Annotated in this window: 26 protein-coding genes and 1 pseudogene; 5 read left to right on the top strand and 22 right to left on the bottom strand. The window is 49.5% G+C overall.

Annotated features, from left to right (window positions below; translation table 11 throughout):
* Positions 1-260 precede the first annotated feature (260 nt).
* The 4 genes from MXE39_RS01300 to MXE39_RS01285 form a co-directional block, all read right to left on the bottom strand.
* Positions 261-1,001, bottom strand: a complete 741-nt coding sequence (locus MXE39_RS01300; protein ID WP_246975775.1) for a glycosyltransferase family 25 protein — start codon at positions 999-1,001, stop codon at positions 261-263.
* 178 nt (positions 1,002-1,179) lie between these two features.
* A complete protein-coding gene (locus tag MXE39_RS01295; protein ID WP_246975778.1) occupies positions 1,180-2,325 on the bottom strand; it encodes a MucB/RseB C-terminal domain-containing protein in 1,146 nt (381 codons plus the stop codon).
* Between the two features lie 552 nt (positions 2,326-2,877).
* Entirely contained in the window at positions 2,878-3,603 is a 726-nt protein-coding gene (locus MXE39_RS01290; RefSeq protein WP_246975780.1) for an RseA family anti-sigma factor, read from the bottom strand.
* Between the two features lie 12 nt (positions 3,604-3,615).
* A complete protein-coding gene (locus MXE39_RS01285) occupies positions 3,616-4,224 on the bottom strand; it encodes a sigma-70 family RNA polymerase sigma factor (RefSeq protein ID WP_246975782.1) in 609 nt (202 codons plus the stop codon).
* Between the two features lie 499 nt (positions 4,225-4,723).
* On the opposite strand from MXE39_RS01285, the gene nadB reads away from it, so the two are divergent.
* The 5 genes from nadB to rfbB all read left to right on the top strand — a co-directional run bounded on the left by nadB (position 4,724) and on the right by rfbB (position 10,236).
* A complete protein-coding gene (gene nadB / locus MXE39_RS01280; protein WP_246975784.1) occupies positions 4,724-6,352 on the top strand; it encodes an L-aspartate oxidase in 1,629 nt (542 codons plus the stop codon).
* A 170-nt stretch (positions 6,353-6,522) separates the two neighbouring features.
* A complete protein-coding gene (locus tag MXE39_RS01275; protein WP_247073715.1) occupies positions 6,523-7,410 on the top strand; it encodes a glycosyltransferase family A protein in 888 nt (295 codons plus the stop codon).
* A gap of 139 nt (positions 7,411-7,549) precedes the next feature.
* Positions 7,550-8,446 (top strand): glucose-1-phosphate thymidylyltransferase RfbA, encoded by an 897-nt coding sequence (gene rfbA / locus MXE39_RS01270; protein ID WP_246975788.1) that lies wholly within the window; start codon positions 7,550-7,552, stop codon positions 8,444-8,446.
* Positions 8,433-8,993: a dTDP-4-dehydrorhamnose 3,5-epimerase gene (rfbC, locus tag MXE39_RS01265; RefSeq protein ID WP_246976304.1), complete on the top strand. Its 561-nt coding sequence runs from the start codon at positions 8,433-8,435 to the stop codon at positions 8,991-8,993. Before rfbA ends, rfbC begins: the two co-directional genes overlap by 14 nt.
* Positions 8,994-9,219: 226 nt before the next feature.
* A complete protein-coding gene (rfbB, locus tag MXE39_RS01260) occupies positions 9,220-10,236 on the top strand; it encodes a dTDP-glucose 4,6-dehydratase (RefSeq protein ID WP_246975790.1) in 1,017 nt (338 codons plus the stop codon).
* Positions 10,237-10,380: 144 nt separating this feature from the next.
* Here the strand turns inward: rfbB and MXE39_RS01255 are convergent, their stop codons facing one another.
* The 18 genes and pseudogenes from MXE39_RS01255 to rplP all read right to left on the bottom strand — a co-directional run bounded on the left by MXE39_RS01255 (position 10,381) and on the right by rplP (position 22,534).
* A complete protein-coding gene (locus tag MXE39_RS01255; RefSeq protein WP_246975793.1) occupies positions 10,381-11,541 on the bottom strand; it encodes a glycosyltransferase family 8 protein in 1,161 nt (386 codons plus the stop codon).
* Between the two features lie 390 nt (positions 11,542-11,931).
* Positions 11,932-13,116, bottom strand: a complete 1,185-nt coding sequence (locus MXE39_RS01250) for a glycosyltransferase family 8 protein (protein ID WP_246975797.1) — start codon at positions 13,114-13,116, stop codon at positions 11,932-11,934.
* 114 nt (positions 13,117-13,230) lie between these two features.
* The gene (locus MXE39_RS01245; protein ID WP_246975800.1) at positions 13,231-15,348 is read right to left on the bottom strand and encodes an acyltransferase family protein; all 2,118 of its coding nucleotides are present in this window, start codon (positions 15,346-15,348) and stop codon (positions 13,231-13,233) included.
* A 213-nt stretch (positions 15,349-15,561) separates the two neighbouring features.
* Positions 15,562-15,675 (bottom strand): 50S ribosomal protein L36, encoded by a 114-nt coding sequence (gene rpmJ, locus MXE39_RS01240; RefSeq protein WP_246975803.1) that lies wholly within the window; start codon positions 15,673-15,675, stop codon positions 15,562-15,564.
* A gap of 58 nt (positions 15,676-15,733) precedes the next feature.
* Positions 15,734-17,083, bottom strand: coding sequence for a preprotein translocase subunit SecY (gene secY / locus MXE39_RS01235; RefSeq protein ID WP_246975806.1), 1,350 nt, complete (start codon positions 17,081-17,083; stop codon positions 15,734-15,736).
* Between the two features lie 196 nt (positions 17,084-17,279).
* Positions 17,280-17,714: pseudogene (gene rplO, locus MXE39_RS01230) on the bottom strand (50S ribosomal protein L15); the annotation flags it as partial.
* 7 nt (positions 17,715-17,721) lie between these two features.
* Positions 17,722-17,907 carry a 50S ribosomal protein L30 gene (gene rpmD / locus MXE39_RS01225; protein WP_246975811.1) on the bottom strand — a complete coding sequence of 62 codons (186 nt, stop codon included), beginning with the start codon at positions 17,905-17,907 and terminating at the stop codon, positions 17,722-17,724.
* Positions 17,908-17,910: 3 nt separating this feature from the next.
* A complete protein-coding gene (rpsE, locus tag MXE39_RS01220) occupies positions 17,911-18,417 on the bottom strand; it encodes a 30S ribosomal protein S5 (protein ID WP_246975816.1) in 507 nt (168 codons plus the stop codon).
* A gap of 11 nt (positions 18,418-18,428) precedes the next feature.
* A complete protein-coding gene (rplR, locus tag MXE39_RS01215) occupies positions 18,429-18,782 on the bottom strand; it encodes a 50S ribosomal protein L18 (RefSeq protein ID WP_246975819.1) in 354 nt (117 codons plus the stop codon).
* A 17-nt stretch (positions 18,783-18,799) separates the two neighbouring features.
* The gene (gene rplF, locus MXE39_RS01210; RefSeq protein ID WP_246975822.1) at positions 18,800-19,333 is read right to left on the bottom strand and encodes a 50S ribosomal protein L6; all 534 of its coding nucleotides are present in this window, start codon (positions 19,331-19,333) and stop codon (positions 18,800-18,802) included.
* 9 nt (positions 19,334-19,342) lie between these two features.
* Positions 19,343-19,735 carry a 30S ribosomal protein S8 gene (rpsH, locus tag MXE39_RS01205; protein ID WP_246975825.1) on the bottom strand — a complete coding sequence of 131 codons (393 nt, stop codon included), beginning with the start codon at positions 19,733-19,735 and terminating at the stop codon, positions 19,343-19,345.
* A gap of 14 nt (positions 19,736-19,749) precedes the next feature.
* Complete coding sequence (gene rpsN / locus MXE39_RS01200; protein WP_246975827.1) at positions 19,750-20,055, bottom strand: 30S ribosomal protein S14; 306 nt, start codon at positions 20,053-20,055, stop codon at positions 19,750-19,752.
* A gap of 15 nt (positions 20,056-20,070) precedes the next feature.
* Positions 20,071-20,619 (bottom strand): 50S ribosomal protein L5, encoded by a 549-nt coding sequence (rplE, locus tag MXE39_RS01195; protein ID WP_246975830.1) that lies wholly within the window; start codon positions 20,617-20,619, stop codon positions 20,071-20,073.
* 27 nt (positions 20,620-20,646) lie between these two features.
* Entirely contained in the window at positions 20,647-20,973 is a 327-nt protein-coding gene (gene rplX / locus MXE39_RS01190) for a 50S ribosomal protein L24 (protein ID WP_246975833.1), read from the bottom strand.
* An 18-nt stretch (positions 20,974-20,991) separates the two neighbouring features.
* Entirely contained in the window at positions 20,992-21,360 is a 369-nt protein-coding gene (gene rplN, locus MXE39_RS01185; RefSeq protein WP_246975836.1) for a 50S ribosomal protein L14, read from the bottom strand.
* A 275-nt stretch (positions 21,361-21,635) separates the two neighbouring features.
* A complete protein-coding gene (rpsQ, locus tag MXE39_RS01180) occupies positions 21,636-21,905 on the bottom strand; it encodes a 30S ribosomal protein S17 (protein WP_246975839.1) in 270 nt (89 codons plus the stop codon).
* 12 nt (positions 21,906-21,917) lie between these two features.
* Positions 21,918-22,121: a 50S ribosomal protein L29 gene (rpmC, locus tag MXE39_RS01175; RefSeq protein WP_246975843.1), complete on the bottom strand. Its 204-nt coding sequence runs from the start codon at positions 22,119-22,121 to the stop codon at positions 21,918-21,920.
* Positions 22,121-22,534, bottom strand: coding sequence for a 50S ribosomal protein L16 (gene rplP, locus MXE39_RS01170; RefSeq protein ID WP_246975846.1), 414 nt, complete (start codon positions 22,532-22,534; stop codon positions 22,121-22,123). Before rplP ends, rpmC begins: the two co-directional genes overlap by 1 nt.
* Positions 22,535-22,538: the final 4 nt, after the last annotated feature.

Below are 22,538 nucleotides of genomic sequence, written 5' to 3'. Positions count from 1 at the left end.
GACAGCTCAATAAAAAGGCTCGTTGTGCGTCTGGCTGACGATGCTCAGCTGCTAAATGCAGTAGGCATAATTGCTGCCGCTTTAGAGCTTAGAAAAGCCGCTTAGCACGTATCATGCGTATGCCCTGCCTGTCTGCAGACTTCTTAAGACTGATTACAAAGTACCTGGCACTCACCGAAATCTCCTTAAACTGTTAATTGCTCCCTATGACTGGCGTGGCACAGGCTTGATGATTACCGGAGCTGAAGATCTTTTCAGGACTAAAGACGGGTAATTTTATGGTCAGCGCGATCACCAATGGTTGATTCGAAAACCGGCTCAGCATAGAAGTGATTATGCGGAAAAACCGCAAAGGTTTTTAAATTATTCCATGCAATAATGCCATTAAGATAATCCGCTGGCAAGCGCACAGGATAGCCAATTTCCAGCAGTTTGCGACATGCTGATGCAGTAACTATGTACATCATGTTGAACAGTACAATACGCCTGGTATTGAAGATGGCATCAAGTACATCGTTGCGCATGCCCAGACGCTGGAAGTAGAAGTTCTTATCCTCCCTGAAGAAGTATTTGCGGGCTCCTGGCAGACTGCGAATGCCGTAATCTGAGGAGAAGTTGATGACATCCCATGACTCTTTGATGCAGTCCACTCTGGCTACAGCCTCAAAGGCATCAGGATGAGGCTGGACATCATCTTCCATAATGACGGCATGCTCAAGGCCCTGATCAAGGATGTGCTGATACAGTCTCAGGTGCGACAGAGCGCAGCCCTTTTCAGCTGGCGAAAGAGAGCCGCCAATGGACACACTGCGGCCTGCCTTCATGTTCAGGACAGGATCGGATCCGCTGTGAAACAGAGCCTGCTCCTCAGGAGTCATCTCCTTGCCATAAGTGGCGTCAAAGATTTCAAAATCCACGCCCTGACTGGACAGAATTGAAGAGATGCTTGCGCGTCTTTCAACTGACTTCTTAAGACTGATTACAAAGTACTTGGTGCTCACTGAACATACCTTTTGAAATTAACCCGTGCATTCCCCGAAATCATGCACGCCAAGTAAGGCAAGCCGGCCGGCCGGGCGGCACAGCAGCATGGCCGCATTGCGTCATGCCCGCCTTACCGTGCTGGCTCAGTCATGCCCGCCTTACGGGGCTGGCTCAGGGGCGCTATATGTCCGTCTTTCAGTCATGAATGCGCTTGAGGACGTATTCGGCAAGACTTACAGGAACTTCGCCCACAACAGAATACTCATGCGAGGAGCTGTTCTTTCTGACAATGGTCAGAGTGCCATTGCTTAAGACAGGGTAGAAAATAGAGCTTCGCTTGTTGCGATAAACTCGAAATGAAGTCAGACCATCGGAGAACTCCTGATAAATGCACTCCGGGCCGCCCTCAGGATAGTCACCTGTTGAGGCCAGAGTATAGACATCAGGGATACTAAGCTCTTGCCAGATTTTTTTGCGGTTGTGCGGAATATCAGTCTGCTTCTTGTCAGCTGAGGCAGCAAGACGGCCATCTCTGCCTGAGGCATTAAGTGAGGCGCCGGCCTGACTTGTGGTATCTGTGCTCAGGGCGCCACCGGCAAGAGCGCTTTCCGCTCCGGTTGTCTGCTTACACTTGTCATCGCCATCGGCACAGGGCGGGGTGCTGAGCTGGACGCTGTCTGCCAGCATGCTGGCAGTCTGGCCTGACTTCCGGGCTGTTATGGAGCTGTCATTTTCGTCCCTGCTGTCGTTTTTATCATGCCTTACGGATGATCGGCGCGCCTCAAAATCAGCCTCTCCCTTTTCGGCCTTGTCAAAAACGGCATCGGCAATTGGGAAATCAATGCCGCCAATAATGCGGCTGTCCATGGTGGTAAGTCTTCCTGAAACCGTTCCCTTGCTGTCTACAATGGTCAGCTCAATAGGAAAGTCAGATTCATCTTCCTTGGCCAGGATAAATGAATATCTCAGACCCTCCTGAGGAATAAGACGGATAAGACTTACACCTCTGCCCATAACACGGGTACGGCCGGTCAGCACACAGGAATAGTTCTTAAGCTCCTTGCGGCTGCCAAAAAGATTGTCCCAGATCAGGGTAGGATGCCAGGTAAGAGGATGAGAGCTGCCGGCACTGTTAGCATAATCAAAGCCTTTGCCATCACGCAGGGCATAGCCGCGCACTTCACCGTTGAGGCTTTGCCAGAGCACATAGTGCTTGCCGTTGAGGCCATTGCTCTGCAGAGTGATATAAGGCGCAATGACATTGTTGGAGCCTGAAAAAATGATTACTGACTGGGTGGTTGCTGACTGAACCTTGTCCCTGCTCTCATTGAAAGAATCCATACACTGCAATGTGGCATCACCACTGTCTTCCAGTGCCCTGACCGGCGCACTGCCCCAGGCAGGCCCCTGCAGCAGATTCAGGCCGGCCGATCTCGTTTCTGCCATGGCAGCTGAGGACATCAGCATGCCTGAGAGCGCAGAAAGTACCAAAACAGATTTGAGCTTCATAAGATCACCATTTTGCGGCTGCTCTGCAGCACTGTTATTACCATTGTGTGGCAGTCCGGCTGCAGGACACAGCTGCACTCCAGTATCCGGATCGCGCAACTGCATGAATGCAGCACCATCTTATTCTATCTTATGAAACAGACATTGTCTGACTGCCTTGTCATGAATGAGCACAGCAGCTGCGCAAAGTCAGCAAGCAGGCCGCCAGGGCATGCCTGGCCGGCATCGGGCTGGCAAGGCCGGCCATGGCGGCCAGGCAGCGCGCTGCAGCTGGAGCGGTTCAGATCAGGGCGCAGGACACGGCCGGTTTGAAAAGGGCATAAAAAAAACCTGCATTCCGTCAGGAAAGCAGGCTTTTTTGTTCAGCAAGTAACTGTTTGAAGCTTACTTGTTGGAGGCTGTGTCCAGAACATAACCTCTTACATAGACATTGATCTTATCAAGCTCTTCTTTCTGCTTCTGCTTGAGATCGGCCTGATAGCCAGGGGCGATCATTTCGCCATTTTCCTGGACAGCGTCGAGATTGATCATCATCTCATTGTCGCTGTTCTGATAGCTGGCAAGGCTCAGACCAACAACAGGACCGACATTGGTGGCGGCAGTAGAGGCAACGCTCTCCATGACAGGGGATGAGGCATTGTAGGTCTGCAGTCCGATGACGGCTACGGAAGCAACGGTTGCAGCAATGGCAATCTGAGAGGCGAAAATACCGGCCTTCTTGAGATTGAGCATGCGCAGTAAAGGACGGGTTGATGCGGCTGCAGCACCCTCAGCACTGTCCTGAGCGCCTGATCTGTCAGCAGCGCTGTTAAAGGAAACCCTGAGTGAGGAAGGCAGATCGGCTGTGTCGTCGTATGGAGGAACCCAGGCCTTTTCCATGTCTTCCTTTGCAATGGCGGCCATGACCTTGTCAGAAAAGTTAAGGTCGATCTTTTCAGGCAGCTCATTACGTAAGGAGCTTCTGATTAATGCCCAGTTTTTGAGATGAGACTTGACCTCATCTGAGGAGAGCAGTTCAGTCATCCCGGATGACTGCTGATGGCAACGTCCATCAAAAAGATCCGAGGCGTTCTGAAGATGCTCGTTAGTTTTTGATGAAAGGTTTTGCATAAAATGCTCCAGCTAATTTCCTTGTGAAAACTGAGCCATCTTTTCTTCTATGTACTGACGGGCGCGGAAAATACGCGATCTTACAGTACCTTTTGGAGTGTCCATCAATGAGGCAATTTCCTCATACGACAGCTCCTCTACTTCTCTCAGCAGAATGGCTCGTTTTAATTCCTCAGGCAGTTCGTTCATTGCCTGAATAATCAGATCGTGCAGCTCATCTGATTCAATAAGACTGTCAGGACTCTCTGCATTGGTCAGAAGCCCCCGGGAAACCTGCTGGTTGTCAAAATCAGGATCGTCGACATCAAGTGTCATACGATGCTTCTGATTCTGCTCCAGATAGGACTTGGCCGTATTGCAGACAATACGGTAAAGCCAGGTATAAAAGGAGCTCTCGCCCCTGAAGTTTCCCAGAGCTCTGTAAGCCCTGATAAAAGCTTCCTGTGCCACATCGTTGGCATCAACATGATTGTGCACGTAACGGAAAGCAACTTCGCACACCTTATGCTGATACCTGAGCACAAGTATGTTGTAGGCCTCTTTATTGCCTTGCTGCACCATTTCGACGATAGCATGATCACTGGCGGCTGCAGGATCTTCCAGATCTTTGTTTATCGTCATAATGGCCTTCCAACATTGTGATTCAAGTGTTTAGACATGAGGGTTGCAGTTAAGTTCCCCAAAAGTTCCCAAAATGATTATGCCGTGAACAAAGCCTTACTGGATGGGCCTTTGTCGGCATGCGGGCGTGCCCCTGCACGTGCATCAAATCAGGGCAGAGCCGGTCTGGCAAGTGTTAACCAGATGCACCGGGACAGCCATTATAAAACAAATGCATTATCTGTAAGAAATGTACCCCTGCAGCCCCGTTGACTTGCCCTTTTACTGTAAAACAGCAAAAATCACCGCATAAGGTATACAAAACACCTGTCCGGCACTGATGTTTATAAACGGCTGGTTTTATAATCAGGTTCAATCTGGTGCAAATCTGTATTAATTTTGCCCACAGATCCACCAGGGATCTACAATCATATCAGCAGTAATCTCGCTGCACAGGCTCAGCCTGAAGACGAAAGTGTCACCTGAGCTGAACAATCTGAAACAATAGGGGGTCGGACCTATGGAATTTTCAACAGACTGCCTCATCATTGGAAGTGGTGCCGCAGGACTTACCCTGGCCTTGGGTATTGCTAAAAAGGCAAAGGTTATCGTTCTTTCAAAAGCAGATGTTTGCGCAGGATCGACCAACTATGCTCAGGGCGGCATTGCCGGAGTCTACAACATCAAGGATGATGAGGACTCAATTGAAAATCATGTCAAGGACACCTGTGTTGCAGGCTCATTCCTCTGTGATGAAAACGTAGTCCGCTACGTTGCCGAACATGCCCACGACTCAATCCAGTGGCTCATTGATGCCGGCGTTCCTTTTGACATGAAGGAAGAACCTGCCGGAGAAGAGCAGTCCCCATATCACCTCCACCGCGAAGGCGGCCATTCAAACAGACGTATCTTCCATGCCGAAGACCACACTGGCCGCTCCATTCAGGAAACCCTCGTAGCCCGCGCCCGCGAAAATCCGAACATAACCATTCTGGAAAACCGCTACGCCATCGATCTCATCACCACCAAGAAGCTCAACCTGCCAGGCAACCGTGTCCTCGGTGCCTATGTACTCAATGAAGAGACCGACCATGTCGAGACCATTAAGGCACGCTATGTAGCCCTGTGCAGCGGCGGCGCCTCCAAGGTCTATCAGTACACCTGCAATCCTGAAGTCAGCTCCGGTGACGGTATTGCCATGGCATGGCGTGCCGGCTGCCGTGTAGCCAATATGGAATTCAACCAGTTCCACCCTACCACCCTGTTTAATGCCGATGACCGCAACTTCCTGCTGACCGAAGCTCTGCGCGGCGAAGGTGCCACCCTTGAGCGTGCTGACGGCAGCCGTTTCATGCCTGAGTATGATGAAAGAGGTGAACTGGCTCCACGTGATATTGTGGCCCGAGCCATCGACCACGAGATGAAAAAGACCGGTGCTGACTGCATGTACCTCAATATCAGTCACAAGCCGTCTGAGTTCGTTAAAAAGCACTTCCCTACCATCTATGAGCGCTGCCTCAAGGTAGGTGTGGACATTACAAAGCAGCCTATCCCAATTGTTCCAGCAGCTCACTTCAACTGCGGTGGCGTAATGGTAGACAGCAAGGGCCGAACAGATATTCTCGGACTTTATGCTGTAGGTGAAGTGGCCTATACCGGCCTGCATGGCGCCAACCGTCTGGCCTCCAACTCACTGCTCGAATGTGTGGTTTATGGCCATGCAGCTGCTGCCAACATGCTCAGGCACCTTGACATTGATGACAGCGACTATATCGTCAGTCTCAATATTCCCGACTGGGATGAAAGCCGCGTTACCGACTCTGATGAAGAGGTGGTTATCACCCATAACTGGCATGAGCTGCGCCTTATGATGTGGGACTACGTGGGCATTGTGCGCACCAACAAGCGTCTGCAGCGTGCTCTGCACCGTATCAACCTGCTCAAGCGCGAGGTCAGTGAGTACTACTCAAACTTCAAGGTTTCCAAAAACCTGCTGGAACTGCGCAACCTGCTGCAGGTGGCTGAAATCATAGTGCTCTCCGCCCAGGAGCGAAAGGAGTCACGCGGTCTGCACTACTCCCTTGATTACCCTGATCAGCTCGAGCACAGCGGCCCAACCATTCTGTCTCGCGAGTGCGTCAAAGACTGACCTTGACTGTCTTTAACTGCACATTATTCTGAGCCCGGAGCTCAGGCTTAAAAGGCGTCCTGCGACGCCTTTTTTGTGCACTTAACCTGCAAATCAGCCTTAAGTGCCAATTTCCTGCCGGTAATGTGATATGGTGTTCCTTAATTATGATGTCCTACGAAGGTGCTCACATGCCAAAAGTATCGGTACTTACTCCAGTTTATCGCACTGACGAAGCTCACCTCAGAACAGCCATTGAAAGCATTCTCAGTCAGAGCTTTGAGGATTTCGAATTCATTTTGCTTGACGACTGCCCTGATGACCCGAGACGGGCCATTATCGAGTCCTACAAAGACCCGCGCATTGTCTATGTGGTAAATGAGAAAAACATGGGCATTTCTCCGTCCCGCAACAGGCTTGTCGAGCTGGCAAAAGGAGAGTACCTGGCCATATTCGATCACGACGATATCTCCCAGCCGCAAAGACTGGAGCGTCAGGTTGAGTTCCTTGATGCCCATCCTGACTATGGCGTGGTGGGCTGTCAGGGCCTTGCCATTCCCAGAAATGAGCCCTTGCATTTTCCTGTAGAGCACGAGCAGATCAAATACGCCCTGATGGAGATTTGCGCCATTCCTCATACAGCGGCCATGGTAAGAAAAAGCGTACTTGTTGAAAACAGCATCAGGTACGAGGCCGTCTTTTCCCCTGCCGAGGACTACGCCTTATGGTCACGCATGCTGGGCGTTACAAAAATGCATAATCTGCCTGAAACCCTGTACCACTACCGTGAGCATGAAAACTCCACCACCAGCAGACAGATGAACAGGATGATTGCAGCCGACGCCGCTGTAAAAGCTCTTAACCGTCAGCTTTATCCAGTTGAGTTCGCAGTTATATCAGCCAAAATTGATTACTACAGACAGACCCGTGTCAGGACCTACATCAAGCTCTTTAATTTCATACCTTTCCTGTACTTTAAAAGAAAATCAAACTATACCTGGGTCTATCTGTTTTTCGTAATTCCTCTGTGGCGCTACAAGACCTTTTACAACAAACAGTACTGGCAAGACTGGCTGTAAATCATTTGCAGGCCGTATGGCCGTAAATCATTTGCAGGCCGTATGACAGTAAATCATTTGCAGACCGTATGACTGTAAATCATTTGCAGACCGTCGGGCATCACAACCATTTTCCTGCTCTCAGTACAACAACTTTTAGGTGGCATCGATGAAAGGTATTCTACTTGCCGGAGGCAGCGGTTCACGCCTGTATCCCCTTACCCGGACAACCTCAAAACAGCTGCTGCCTGTTTATGACAAGCCCATGATCTACTATCCCCTGTCAACACTGATGCTCTTTGACATCAGGGATATTCTGATTATCTCGACCCCAAGAGATCTGCCTAATATCAGGCAGCTTTTTGGCGATGGCAGCTCTCTGGGCCTCAATCTGCAGTATGCTGTGCAGGAAAAGCCCGAAGGTATTGCCCAGGCGTTTTTAATTGGCCGTGACTTTACTGGTGAAGATCCTGTATGCCTGATTCTGGGAGACAATATCTTCTACATCAATGAGCAGCTGGAGAACATTAAGAAGGCCTCCCAAAGCACAGCATCAGGACAGGCAACTATCCTTGCCTACCATGTGACCAACCCGTCACGCTTTGGCGTCATAGAGTTCGACAGCTCATTCAAGGTCAAATCCATTGAAGAAAAGCCGGCTGAGCCCAGGTCAAACTTTGTCTCTGTAGGTCTGTACTTCTTCCCTGGTGATGTGTCTGACAAAGCTGGATCATTGCGGCCTTCTGAGCGCGGCGAGCTGGAAATTACCGATCTGAACAATCTGTATCTCAAGGAGGACAGGCTTAATGTCCTGCCTTTAAAGCGCGGCAATGCCTGGCTTGATGCCGGTACACCCGACAGCCTGCTCGATGCCGGTACCTTTGTTCAGATTATTGAGAAAAGACAGGGGCTGAAAATAGCCTGTCTGGAAGAGATTGCCTATAAAAAAGGCTTTATTTCGGCTCAGCAGCTGGCAGCTACAGCGTCAGGTCTGAAAAACTCCAATTACAAGGATTATCTGAATAAGGTTCTTTCTGATGAGCATAACCTGTACTAAAACCGCTATCGACGGTGTTGTAATAGTCAGTCCTTCTGTCTTCAGGGACGGACGCGGCGAGTTCTTTGAGTCCTACAATATCCGGGACTTTCACGAGGCAGGTATAAACGCTGAATTTGTCCAGGATAACCAGTCCAGCTCTGTTTATGGAGTACTGCGCGGCCTGCACTGCCAGCTGGGCGAACACTCTCAGGCCAAGCTCGTCAGAGTGCTTGAGGGCAGAGTCCTTGATGTAGCCGTAGATATAAGACCCGATTCTCCTACTTTTGGAAAGCATGTAGCCGTAGAACTGAGCGCACAGAACAAGCTGCAGCTCTTTATTCCACGTCATTTCCTGCATGGCTTTGCCGTACTGAGCCCGTCTGTTACCTTTGCGTACAAGTGTGATAATCTCTACTGCCGCGAGTCGGAGTACTCAGTTCGCTTTGATGACCCGGACATCAACATTGACTGGCAGCTGCCATCCACTGATGTCATCCTTTCAGACAAGGATATGAACGCCCACAGTCTCCAGGATCTCAAGCAGGTGCTGGGCATGGCCCACTGATGCACCTCAGGCAGGCGCCGGGGCTGGTGCAGGTGCCGGGCATGGCCCTCTGACACATATGGAGCCGTCCATGAACATGTCCTGTGAGATGCCATGGGGTATGGAGACATGCATGGAAGTTTAAGGCAGACACTTAACAGAACCTGAGAATAATGTTTTTCCAACTGCACCTCAGTGGCGTTTCTTACTGATTTATTGCAGATACAGACACTTCCTAAAATTATTTATGAAGCAATCAATTTTAATTACTGGTGGAGCCGGTTTTATCGGCTCAAATTTTGTTCCTGAGTTCTGTGCCCGGCACCCTGACTACAATATCATTGTGCTGGACAAGCTGACCTACGCCGGCGACATGAGCAATCTGTATGAGTGCCACGGCAAGAGCAATTACAGCTTCATTCAGGCTGATATCTGCGACATGAATGCCATGGAAGAGATCTTTACCTCCCTTGATATTCGTGGCGTCATCCACTTTGCCGCTGAAAGCCATGTAGACAACTCAATCAACGGACCAAGAGCCTTTATTGACACCAATATTACCGGTACCTTCAACCTCCTGCAGGCTGCCTACAGCTACTGGATGACTGCACCTGGTCAGGTAAGAAAGAGCTATGAATCCTGCCGTTTTCACCATATCTCCACTGACGAGGTATACGGCTCTCTTGGAGCTGAAGGCCTGTTTACCGAAAAGACAGCCTATGCTCCCAACTCACCGTATTCTGCATCCAAGGCCAGCTCTGACCACATTGCTCACGCCTTCTTCAAGACCTATGGTCTGAATGTAACCATCTCTAACTGCTCAAACAACTACGGTCCCAAGCAGCACGCTGAAAAACTCATTCCCAAGACCATTCTCAACTGCATTGCCCTCAAGCATATTCCTGTATACGGCAATGGCAGCAATATCCGCGACTGGATCTATGTCAAAGACCACTGCAAGGCCATTGATCTTATCTTCCACAGCGGCAAGGCTGGTGAGACCTACAATGTAGGTGCCTCCAATGAGCAGACTAATCTGAGCCTGGTAAAGATGATCTGTACCATCATGGACAGAAAGCTGCCACGCGCTGACGGCCGTTCCTACATGGAGCTAATTTCCTATGTTCAGGACCGCGCAGGCCACGACTTCCGCTACGCCATAGACTCGACAAAAATCAAGAACGAACTTGGATGGGTACCTGAGACCTCATTTGAAGATGCCCTGGAGCAAACCATCGACTGGTACATCAGGAAAGCAATGTAACTTAACAGCTCCTGTGCATGGTTTGCAGCAGGCTCCTCAGTACAGCCAGAGGCTGTCACAAAGCAGGATCCCTGAAAAATAAAGGCCGGACTTAATGTCCGGCCTTTATTTTTCTGCACTGGCCCACCGGGGCCACTGCCTGGGCTAGTCAGCGAACAGGATCAGCAATACAAGCATAATGAAGAAGGTGCTGAGATTGAGTGCAATCATCTGATTTCTCAAGGAGCGGCGCTTATTGGACTCAATGATCAGTCTTTGATTAAGGCTCTGAATATTGGTGTTTGCACAAATCAGATGGTCAAATCTCAAGCCGCTGAGTGCCTCGGCAAACTCTGGTACCCGCTCAGCAGTGTCAAACCACTGGTTGACCCACTTAAAGTGCTCATGGGTAAAAACCGGCGGAGTGTCACCATAATTTATCTGATAAGGCTTAACCCACGGCTTATGACTTACAAAGTGCACAATCCTGGGGTTCTCAATACACTGAGCAAGCGGCACCGGCAAAGAATCAGGATACAGGCTCTCATCAACAGTTTTCTTTGTGTGCATGTTGATGATGCGGCCATTGCTGACCGTAATGCAGCCCAGATAAGAGGTCTGCATGTTCCATGCAGTGCTGACAAATACTGGAGCTTCGACCAGATAGTTGAGCACATCCTGATCGTGGTACTTGACCTTGATAGTGTGCATGCACTCTATGCACTTCTGCCTGATATTGGCAGCACGCCAGTTATCAAGACTGATAAGCAACATGCCGGCGTTGACGTATGAGCTCAAGGCAAGTTTCTTATCCTTACCACCTGATCCAGACTTTTTTATGAGATGGTATTTGTCACTGGACGAGAAGAGATAACTGTCCAGAGCTGCTGCGTAGATGTGATTTGTAAGGTCTACGGAGTTAAAGAGCTCTCTTACGTCTGCAAGAATCAGCATGTCAACATCAAGGTAAAGAACCTTCTTGACGGTCTCATCGAAAATCTCATCTATCACCATACGGTAATATGTTGAGTAAGAACCACTGCTGTTAAATTGTGGAAAGTCTTTAAAGAGCTCTTTGTCCACGTGCAGAATCTTAAATTGAGAGTCTACTGCCGCTGCGTGATTACGGGCCGAAAAAGCATCGCATCTGGACTCAAGATCTTTGATATTGACGCTGTCATCGACAAGAATATTGAAGACGAAAACATCTTTGCTGTCAGAAGAATTATGGGCAATGTCAGCATGGTCAATAATCGACTGAACGGCAACAAAGGTATATGGAAGATAGTTGCTGTCAGCGGCAAAAACAATATTAAACTCAGACATATACCCTCTTTATAAAACAAATTACAGAGCTTCACCAGGCAGAAAAGTGCAGGAAAATCTGTCCTGACAATGCACATTCAGGACCAATAATCGGTAATCAGACGTAATAAAAACAACCTGAAAAGTTCATTATACAATCTTGCCCCGGCACAACTCTTCACTGACGAGTGCAGCTTGAATTTTGCTCTTACAATTGTTTTGTAAAGCCCCTGACCTGTCATTTCACCGGCCAGAGGTCAGCAGTCAGTTATGCGACTGCCAGGCTGCTCTGCAGGGCGGTCTGTACTGTGCTGCCGGCCGAATTGCAGGGACAGTCAGTACTGTGCTGTCGGCTGCTTTGGATTACAGTCAGGGATGGTCTGCTTGCTGACCAGTGGGGTATGCAGGCAGTTACAGCTGGAGCATGATTGAGAGCAGAGATAAAAGTACAGATATTGTGAATGCGACTGTTGTTATTGCAATCAGGGCTTTTCTGGACTTCCTTCTCTTGAGCTGCTCTTTGTTAAACCTGTCTGTAAGGTTATCAAAGTTAGCGCTGACAATCTCCATAAACGCAGGTTTTATAGAGCATAATTCTTCACTGTACTCAGTAACTGACAGTGACTTCTGGCGCCAATCTTCAAGATAATTGATGTGGTCAAGAGATATTACCAGTGGGTCCCCTGACTTTGAAAAAGCCGTGCTGGTGCGCCATGGCTTTATCTGAGTCATGTGTATGATTTTAGGCTTCAACAGGTACTCAGAGCCACGCCAGCTGCCCATACTGCCATAAGCGTCAAACAGAGATGCGCTGCTGCGATTATCAAATGCAGATCTTGCTGCACCAGCAATTTTCTCATAAACGGCTGCCTGAACATTCCATGATGGATCAAGATAAACAATGCTTTCACGAGCTATCAAATGATTAAGAGCATCCTGATCTACCACTTCAGCATCATATTTGTCGAAAAAGCCTTTGACCTTATCGGCAAGCCCCATGTTACGCAGAGCATCTACGTTAATTAACAGCACACCGGCATTGAAATAATCCTGATGTCTGAATTTGATGACAGGGTACTCTGAGGACCTGCCTGACAGACTCCAGTCAGTACCTCTTAAATAAAACGGGATTTCATTAACTGCAGCAAGGGTTTTACTGCTAATGTCAGTGTTAACGAACAGCTCTCTGACATCATCTCTGACCAGGATATCAACATCAAGATAAAGTACAGTCTTTACGGACTCAGGAAGCAGCTTGTCGATTAAGAGCCGGTAATAGGTAGAAAAGGTTGCGTGCGGTCCCCATGGGCGATAACCGACAAAAAGACTCTTATCAATGTCTACAATATTAAAAGAGATTGCAGCTGGAGCCTTTTCATTTCGTTTTATAAAGCAACTGGTCTTTTGAGCAAAATCGTCTTTGTTAACCGAGTCATCAATCAGAATATGAAAGACCAGATGATCCTTTTCAGAGCAGTTATAGCTTGACTGAGCAGGGCTTGCTTCTCTTAGAGAGTCGACAACGGACTGTGCAGCTACCAGAGTATATGGCAGGTAGTTAATATCGGATGCAAAGACAATATTGAAATCTGACATTACTGAGACTTCCTTGAGGATATACACTGGCAAAGTGCAACAGCCCTCCACAGCATCTGTGGCGGGAGGCTGAATGTGGGCTACGGTTTGTTGGCAGGCAGATGCCAGCCCTGGCTACTGCTTTTGGGGTCCTGAGGCCGATTCTGGCTTGTGGTTCTGGGAGCCAGAGGCTGATGTCTGGCTGCTGGCAGCCATGACACTGTCTATCGCTTCAAGCAGAGGACGTGCTGCAATGGAGGCACCGTGAGCCGACAGGTGGTCATCATCATAAAACATAGGAGTACCATCGTCGTCCATTACACGGCAGCGATCATCATTGAGGCAAAGGGTGGCTCTGATATCAACAAAGTGGAAATTAGGCAGCTCCTGCTCGAGCCTGATGAAAACGTTGTCTATGGCACGAGCGCGGCTTAAATTCGGGCTTACATATCCATGCTTTATAAAATATTCAGGTGCTATTACCGTGTTAGCAAAATGCTGATACAGGCTGGTCAGAGGAGAGCTGATGCTGTCAAAGTCACGCCACGTTCTTACCAGTGGAACAACATAAAGAGCGGACGGTACGAAAAAGTGAAGGTCTGGCCTGGAACTGACTATATCCTTTAGCTCCTCGTACAGAGCCTGGTTAAAAGTAACTGCATTGCGAGTCTTCTGGCATGGCAAATCGCCTGAAACACACAAGTCAGGACGTAAATCTGTTTCCTCATTATAAACATGCTCATATTCAGACCACCTGCCGCTAATGACAACAACAGTTCCGGAGTGAAGATGATCCAGGCGCTTTATAAAATCTGATAAATTATTATATAGCCTTGATATCAATTCTTCACTAAAGCTGTCTGTCATTATGGAAAACTTCAGCTTCTGAAAAGCTAAGGCTCCATGGGAAATTACGAAGCCCACCTGGTCACCGTAATGTTTCCTGAACTCCAGGGAGAAGTGATCTGCATGGGAGTCGCCGAACAGTATCACCTTGCGCTCAAGGAGCTGATCGTAATTTGCCGGCTCGGTTCTATGACCTGTGATTGGGTCATTGACGCCAAAGCCGGACTGGCGAACATAAAGCGTGCCGGAAAGCACATTGAACTTATCCGGATCAGCGCGCCAGATCCATCCTTCACTTTTGTATGCATGCTGAGCGGTGAAATATGTACATACGAAAAGCACAGCCAGCTTCCAGCCGAAATTGCGTCTCCTTTCGACAAAGTAATAGGAAAGTGCAGCCATAATGAGCGTTGCGGCCAGGGCTGCCCACGGGTTGAGAATAAGCATCATGGCCATAATAACCATGATCGGCCAGTGATAAATATACAGCGAATAAGAAATCTTGCCCAGGAACTGGCTGACAGGATTATCAAGCAGTAATGAAGAACTGTTCACCCATATGACCATGGCAGCACCGACGACAGCCATGACCGGTGTACGCATGGACCATACAGCTGTCTGTGCGCAGATGAAAGGTGAGACGATAATAGCTGTCAGGCCGATGTAAAGCACAGCTTTACGCAGAGCAGGGGAGGTAAGAGAGCATGGATAAAGATAAACGATGGCACCGAACAGCAGCTCCCAGGCTCTGAAATGAAACATGAAATATGAGCCCTTGTCAGCCGGCAGCACAGCAGCAGCCAGAGTAAAAGCTGCTGTCAGCAGTAAAGTAGAGCGTACCGCTGCCTTACGGCCGAACATACGTCCAACAGCAGCAAGGATCACCGGATAAATAAGGTAAAACTGCCACTCAACAGACAGTGACCAGGTGTGAAGCAGGACCTTATCAAGAGAGCTTTCCTCAAAGTATCCGTCCTCACGGGCATACCTGAGATTACTGGTAAAGAGCAGGGCATATCTGAGCTCACGGGCAAAAGAAGCGAACCTTTGAGGATCGAAGAGCTGCACTGCTATGACAGAGAAGAACAGGATGGCAAAGAGCAGAGCAGGAACAATCCTGACAGCTCTGGCCTTCCAGAATGACCACACAGCTGAAACAGGCCTGTCAGCTTCTATTACTCTGCGGAAGATAATAGAAGTCATCAGGTAACCGGATATGACAAAAAAGACGTCCACGCCCAGAAAGCCGGCCGTGAACGACTGATTAAGCCAGACAAACAGAGCACTGGCCTGAAGCTGCTCAGAAAGTGGGACCAGACTGCCAAGGTGAAAGGCGATGACCATTACGACAGCAATGGCACGTAAGCCTGCTATGTCCTTACGAAATTCAGAATTTTGATGTTCCAAATCAGGCTCCTGGTCGGTAGTGCAAAACGGCCTTGCTGGTAAGTTTAATGATGGCCTTCAATGCTTAAATGTCAGTCATTATAGCGGCTCGCAGCTGCGGGCCCTGATCAGCAGATATAAAAAAACACGACAGGTTTCCCTGTCGTGTTCTTTATAGGGCAGACACCGGGTCTGCAGCACGTGCGCAGGCGGCTGCCTGCGCAGCAGGCAGGATTAGCCCTGACGCTGCTTGTGCTTTGGATTTTCGCAGATGATGCGAACTACACCGTGGCGACGAACCACCTTGCAGTTACGGCAAATCTTCTTAACAGAAGCACCTACTTTCATGATTTCTACTCCGTGTTGTGGACAGCTGCTTCAGCCATGGGCCGGGCAGCCATTAGTTTTAACGTCCGTTATTCCTGAGGTTGGCCTTACGCATAAGGTCACCATACTGCTGATTCATTCTGTGGCTCTGCAGCTGGGCTACGAAGTCCATGATTACCACAACGATAATCAGCAGAGAAGTACCACCGAAGTAGAACTGGACGTTGAACCAGTTCATCAGCAGCTGAGGTACCAGACATACCAGTACCATGTAGATGGATCCGGAGAGGGTCAGACGGGTCATCACCTTGTCGATGAAGCGGGCAGTCTGCTCACCCGGACGGATACCAGGAATAAATGCACCACTCTTCTTGAGATTCTCTGCAACTTCACGTGGGTTAAACACTAAAGCTGTGTAGAAGAATGTGAAGAAGACAATTGCTGCTGCGTACAGGAGCTCATACAGAGGCTGACCAGGCTGCAGGAAGAGTGAGACTTCCTGAAGCACGTTGGCAACAGCATTCTCGCCTTGACCAAACCAGGAAACGATAGTACCTGGGAACAGGATGATTGAGGAAGCAAAAATTGCTGGAATCACACCTGCCATGTTGATCTTTAAAGGCAAGTTGCTACGTGGCTGTGAAATAATACGGTTGCCCATCTGGCGCTTGGCATAGTCGATGGAAATACGACGCTGTCCACGCTCGACGAACACAACGAAGAAGGTAACTACGACCACTACCACGCCGATGATCAGCAGTGCAATGGTGGACAGATCACCCTGTCGGGCCTGCTCCATGGTGGAAGCGAGGGCTGACGGGAGTCCTGCAACAATACCGGCAAAGATAATCAGAGAGATACCGTTGCCAATACCGCGCTCAGTAATCTGCTCACCAAGCCACATCAGGAACATGGTGCCGGTAACCAGGGATACGGTAGTTACGAAGTAAAAACCGAAGCCCGGATTATCAACCAGACCAGGCATCATGTTAGGGATGCCTGTGGCAATACCAATCGCCTGGATTGTTGCCAGGAATAAGGTTGAGACACGAGTGTACTGAGCGATCTTGCGTCTACCTGACTCGCCTTCTTTACGAAGTTCAGCTAAGGTAGGGTTAATCACTGCCAATAATTGGATGATAATCGACGCAGAGATGTAAGGCATGATACCCAGTGCCAGAACAGAGGCACGCTCAAGTGCGCCTCCGCTGAACATGTTAAACATGCCAATGATGGTTCCGCTCTGATCATCAAAAAGTCGCTGCAGGACATCAGCATTAACGCCTGGTACTGGAATGTAGGAACCGAGTCTGAACATAATCAGACCGATTAATACAAATAACAGGCGGGAGGTTAACTCTGAGTTGCCACCCTTTGCTGCCTGTGCCTGTGCTTCACGACCCTTTTCAAGGAGCGATTTTCTAGCCATGCAAATCTCCAGAGAGCGCACTCAGTGCGCTCCGCGATTACTTGTTCTTGGCAGCAGCCTTTTCAGCCTTGTCCTTCTTGGCTGGCTTTACGATGCCAGTAGCAGCTAACTTGTCCTGAAGCATCTTGTTCTTGTTAGCACGACGAAGAGCAGACTTTTCACGACGGGCAGCAGCAGCCAGGGTGTATGATGCGATCTCAACAGTACCGCCGGCAGCCTCGATGGCAGCCTTGGCACCACGGGTAACACCAAGACCCTTAACCTCTACCTTGCGGGTGAAGTTAGGAACACGGGAAAGAACGATCTTGACGTACTTGATCTTCTTGTTGATCAGACGTGCCTTTAACAGGCTGGCCATATCAACTACGTCACCCTCAATGCGGTTTAAGTCATTGAGCAGAACCTCAGCGGTGAGGTCAGACTTTGGTGAGTAGAAGCCAAACTTAGGCAGACGGATCTTTAAAGGCATCTGACCGCCTTCGAAGCCTGGACGTACGTTAGGGCTCTTACGGGCACCAGAACCCTTGATACCACGACCACAGGTCTTGCCGAGGCCGGAACCGATACCACGGCCTACGCGTACGTGACGACGGTGGGAGCCTTCTGCTGGCTTAAGAGTATTAAGACGCATTTTTGTATTACTCCTCAACCTTAATCATGTAGCTGACCTTGTTAATCATACCGCGAATGGAAGGAGTATCCTCCAGCTCAACGGTGTGACGGATGCGGCGTAAACCAAGGCCACGGATGGTAGCAACGTGATCTGGCTTGCGGCCGATGATGCTACGTACTTGGGTAACTTTGATGGTTTTCTTCTCGGCCATTTTTTACTCCAGGATTTCCTTGACAGACAGGCCACGCTTGGCGGCGATCTGCTCAGGAGTACGCTGAGAGGCTAAGGCGGCAACAGTAGCGCGAACTACGTTGATTGGGTTGGTAGAACCATAGGTCTTAGCCAGAACATTACGTACGCCGGCTACTTCGAGCACGGCACGCATGGCACCACCGGCAATAATACCGGAACCTTCAGAGGCTGGCTGCATGTAAACCATGGAGCCGGAGTGCTCACCCTTAACAGCATGGAAAAGGGTACCGTCGTTTAAAGAAATGTTCTTGTTGATGTTACGACGGGCCTGCTCAATAGCCTTCTGAATGGCAGCAGGAACTTCGGAGGCCTTGCCATAACCGAAGCCTACACGGCCATTGCCATCACCAACTACAGTTAAGGCGGTGAAGGAGAAAATACGGCCACCCTTTACTACCTTGGCTACGCGATTAACAGCGACCAGCTTCTCCTGAAGCTCGCCAGCTTGGGTTTCTTCTTTGTGCTGCATGAACTACACTCCTAGAACTTGAGGCCAGCTTCACGGGCGGCATCAGCCAGGGCTGCAACACGGCCGTGATACTTATAACCGGAACGGTCAAAAGCTACGCTCTCAACCTTGGCAGCCAGGGCGCGCTCGGCAACAGCCTTGCCGATAACCTTTGCTGCTTCAACATTGCCGGTATACTTGAGCTCCTTGACCAGCTCCTTCTCGAGGGTGCTGGCAGCAGCTAATACGCGGCTGTCCTTGTCAATGATCTGAGCGTAGATATGACGAGGAGTGCGGGTAACGACGAGGCGAGTAACACCCAACTCGTGCATCTTGGCGCGTGACTTGGTAGCACGACGGATGCGAGACTGTTTCTTATCAAACATGGTTTTTACCTCAATCCTTACTTCTTCTTGGCTTCCTTGATACGGACTACTTCGTCAGAGTAGCGGATACCCTTGCCCTTGTAAGGCTCTGGAGCGCGGTAAGCGCGGATATCGGCAGCAACCTGACCTAAGAGAGCCTTATCAAAGCCCTTCAGGACGATTTCAGTCTGGGATGGGGTCTCACAGGTGATACCCTCTGGAAGTTCGTGGTTAACAGGGTGTGAGAAACCTAAAGCCAGGTTCAGCACATTGCCCTTGGCCTGAGCACGGAAGCCCACACCAACCAGATTTAACTTCTTCTCGTAGCCCTTATCCAGACCTACAACCATGTTCTGCAGCAGGGCACGGGCAGTACCGGACTGCATGTTGGCCTCAGCAGTTTCGTCAGCAACGTCTACCTTCAGAGCGTTGTCAGCGAAAGTAACCTTTACCTTCTCGTGAAGGTTTAACTGCAGCTGGCCTTTCTTTGACTTGATAGTGATTAACTGGCCGTCGATGGAGACCTCGACGCCTTGAGGAACTAAAACCGGTTCCTTAGCAATACGTGACATGTCCCCTCCTTATGCGACGTAGCAGATAACTTCGCCGCCTAAACCGTCCTTACGGGCGGCACGGTCGGTCATTAGGCCCTTGGAGGTAGAAATTACCGCAATGCCTAAGCCATTCATAATACGTGGAAGATCACGGCACTTCTTGTAGATGCGCAGACCAGGGCGGGATACGCGCTGGATCATCTCTACTACTGGTTTGCCTTCGTAGTACTTAAGGCCGATCTCGAGTACCTTCTTGGTGTCGCCGGAAACGTTAACAGAGGCGATGTAGCCCTCTTTTAACAGCAGATTGGCGATAGCAAGCTTCTGCTTGGAGGAAGGCATGGACACCATAACCTTGCCAGAAGCCTGGCCGTTGCGAATGCGGGTCAGCAAATCCGCAATTGGATCCTGCATGCTCATGTGTGTCTCTCCTCTTACCAGCTGGCCTTGTGAAGGCCAGGAATCTCACCGCGCATCATGTGCTCACGGAGCTTAATACGGCATAAGCCGAACTTGCGCAGGTAACCATGTGGACGGCCGGTCTCGGCGCAACGGTTGCGCTGACGGCATGGGCTTGAATCGCGTGGTAATGCAGCCAGAGCCTGAACAGCTGCAAAACGCTCTTCATCAGAAAGAGATACACTGGAAATCTTTTGCTTGAGCTCCTGGCGCTTTGCAAAATACTTGTTAGCAAGGCGCTGACGCTTGAGCTCACGGTTCTTCATGGAAGTCTTAGCCATTTAGGTTCGTCCTAATTACTTAGTCTGAGCACGGAATGGGAACTTGAAAGCCTCTAATAAGGCACGTCCCTCTTCATCAGTCTTGGCAGTGGTGGTGATGGTGATGTCAAGGCCACGGATGGTGTCAACCTTGTCATAGTCGATCTCTGGGAAGATGATCTGCTCGCGGACACCCATAGAGTAGTTGCCACGACCATCAAAAGACTTTGAAGATAAACCACGGAAATCGCGGATACGTGGGATGGAGATTACGATTAAACGCTCCAGGAATTCCCACATGCGCTCACCACGTAAAGTTACCTTGCAACCGATTGGGTAACCTTCACGGATATGGAAGCCCGCTACAGACTTGCGAACCTTGGTGATTAATGGCTTCTGGCCAGAGATAGCGGCCATGTCGCGTGCTGCGTTCTCGAGAACCTTCTTATCAGCAACAGCCTCACCAACACCCATGTTGAGGGTGATCTTCACAATCCGAGGGACTTGCATGACTGTTTTGTAACCAAACTTCTCAGTTAAAGCTTTGATTACTTCCTGCTTGTATTGATCATGCAGTTTCGCCATCGTTATTACTCCTGAAAAAAACTGCTATTAAGCCTTGTTAGGGATGATTTCGTTGTTGGACTTGAAGAAGCGGACCTTCTTGCCGTCTTCAAAACGGAAACCAACCTTGTCAGCCTTGTTAGTGGTAGGGTTTAAGATTGCAACGTTGGAAACGTGGATTGGGGCTTCCTTAGCCTGCTTGCCACCTTCTATGCCAAGCTGTGGGTTTGGCTTAACGTGCTTGGTCTTGAGGTTTAAACCCTCAACTAAAACCTTGTTCTCCTTGGTCAGAACGGACAGAACCTTGCCGGTCTTGCCCTTGCTGCTGCCGGAGATCACGATAACTTCATCATTGCGGCGGATTTTCGCTGCCATGTTTGATACCCCTTAAGATTAGAGTACTTCTGGAGCTAAGGACACAATCTTCATGAACTGCTCGCTGCGAAGCTCGCGGGTAACAGGTCCGAAAATACGAGTGCCAATTGGCTCATGCTGGTTGTTTAATAAAACAGCAGCATTGCTATCAAAGCGAATGACAGAACCGTCAGCACGGCGTACACCCTTCTTGGTGCGCACTACTACGGCGTCAACTACATCGCCCTTCTTGACTTTGCCGCGTGGGATTGCTTCCTTGACGGACACCTTGATGATGTCGCCAATAGCAGCATAACGGCGGTGAGATCCACCCAGGACCTTAATGCACATTACTCTGCGAGCACCCGAGTTGTCAGCAACGTCGAGCATGGTTTGCATCTGGATCATTTAAAATGCTCCAAGGTTGAAAAAAAGACAGTTCCCCTCTCAATGTGTTAGAGGGCGCTGAATGATACCATGAAAATATGTTATCTGCAAGTTTTTGTGCCGTATATCTCATTTTTGAAAGATATCTGGCACGGCCCTTTCAGAAAGGGCTCAGGTATCAGCAATATGATGGCCGCTGCTGCCCGGAGGCAGCAGCGGCCATAAAAAAAGACCCTGGTGATTGCTCACCAGGATCTTTTCTATTTTAAACCAGAATTAAATCTGGATAAAGCGACTTATTCAGCCTTTTCCACTACGGAGACCAGAGTCCAGGCAATAGTCTTGGCAACTGGACGGCACTCCTGGATCTCAACGAGATCACCCTTGCGGGCATCGTTGTTAACATCCTGAACGTGGAACTTGGTGGTACGCTTTAAGATCTTTCCGTAGATAGGGTGCTTAACGCGACGCTCTACTGCTACGACGCAGGCCTTCTGCATCTTATCGCTGACAACGCGACCACGGAGGGTGCGGGCAGACTTCTTAGTGTTCTGAGTATCAGACATTTAGCACTACCTCTATTGTGCGCTCTGAGCGCGAAGCTTCTCAGATAAAACAGTGTTAACACGGGCAATGTCACGACGGACCTTGCGAATGTTATCGGTCTGGCCTAACTGATTGGTCTTGTGCATAAAACGGAGATTGAACTGCTGACGCTGAAGGCCATTAAGTTCAGTCTTAAGCTCTTCAACGGACTTATTACGTAACTCGCTTGCCTTCATTAGATCACCGCCTTGCGAACGAAAGTAGTGGTAACAGATAACTTGGCTGCAGCAAGACGGAAAGCCTCACGTGCAACTTCCTCAGGAATACCACTGAGTTCAAAGAGTACTTTACCAGGCTGGATTGGGCATACCCAGTACTCAACAGTACCCTTACCCTTACCCATACGAACACCGAGAGCCTTCTGGGTGATTGGCTTGTCAGGGAACACGCGGATCCAGACCTTACCAACACGCTTCATCTCACGGGTGAAAGCACGACGGGCAGCTTCGATTTCACGGGCAGTAATCTGACCACGGGAGGTGGCCTTTAAGCCGTAATCGCCGAAGGATACTTCGTTTCCTGCGTAGGCTAAGCCCTCGTTACGACCCTTCTGGGTCTTGCGATACTTGGTACGCTTTGGTTGTAACATTTAA

It is taken from the genome of Anaerobiospirillum sp. NML120511, from assembly GCF_023050955.1.
Taxonomy (GTDB): Bacteria; Pseudomonadota; Gammaproteobacteria; order Enterobacterales; family Succinivibrionaceae; genus Anaerobiospirillum.
The sequence above is the reverse complement of the archived record's forward strand: the minus strand, read 5'-3'. Positions and strand labels throughout refer to the sequence as shown.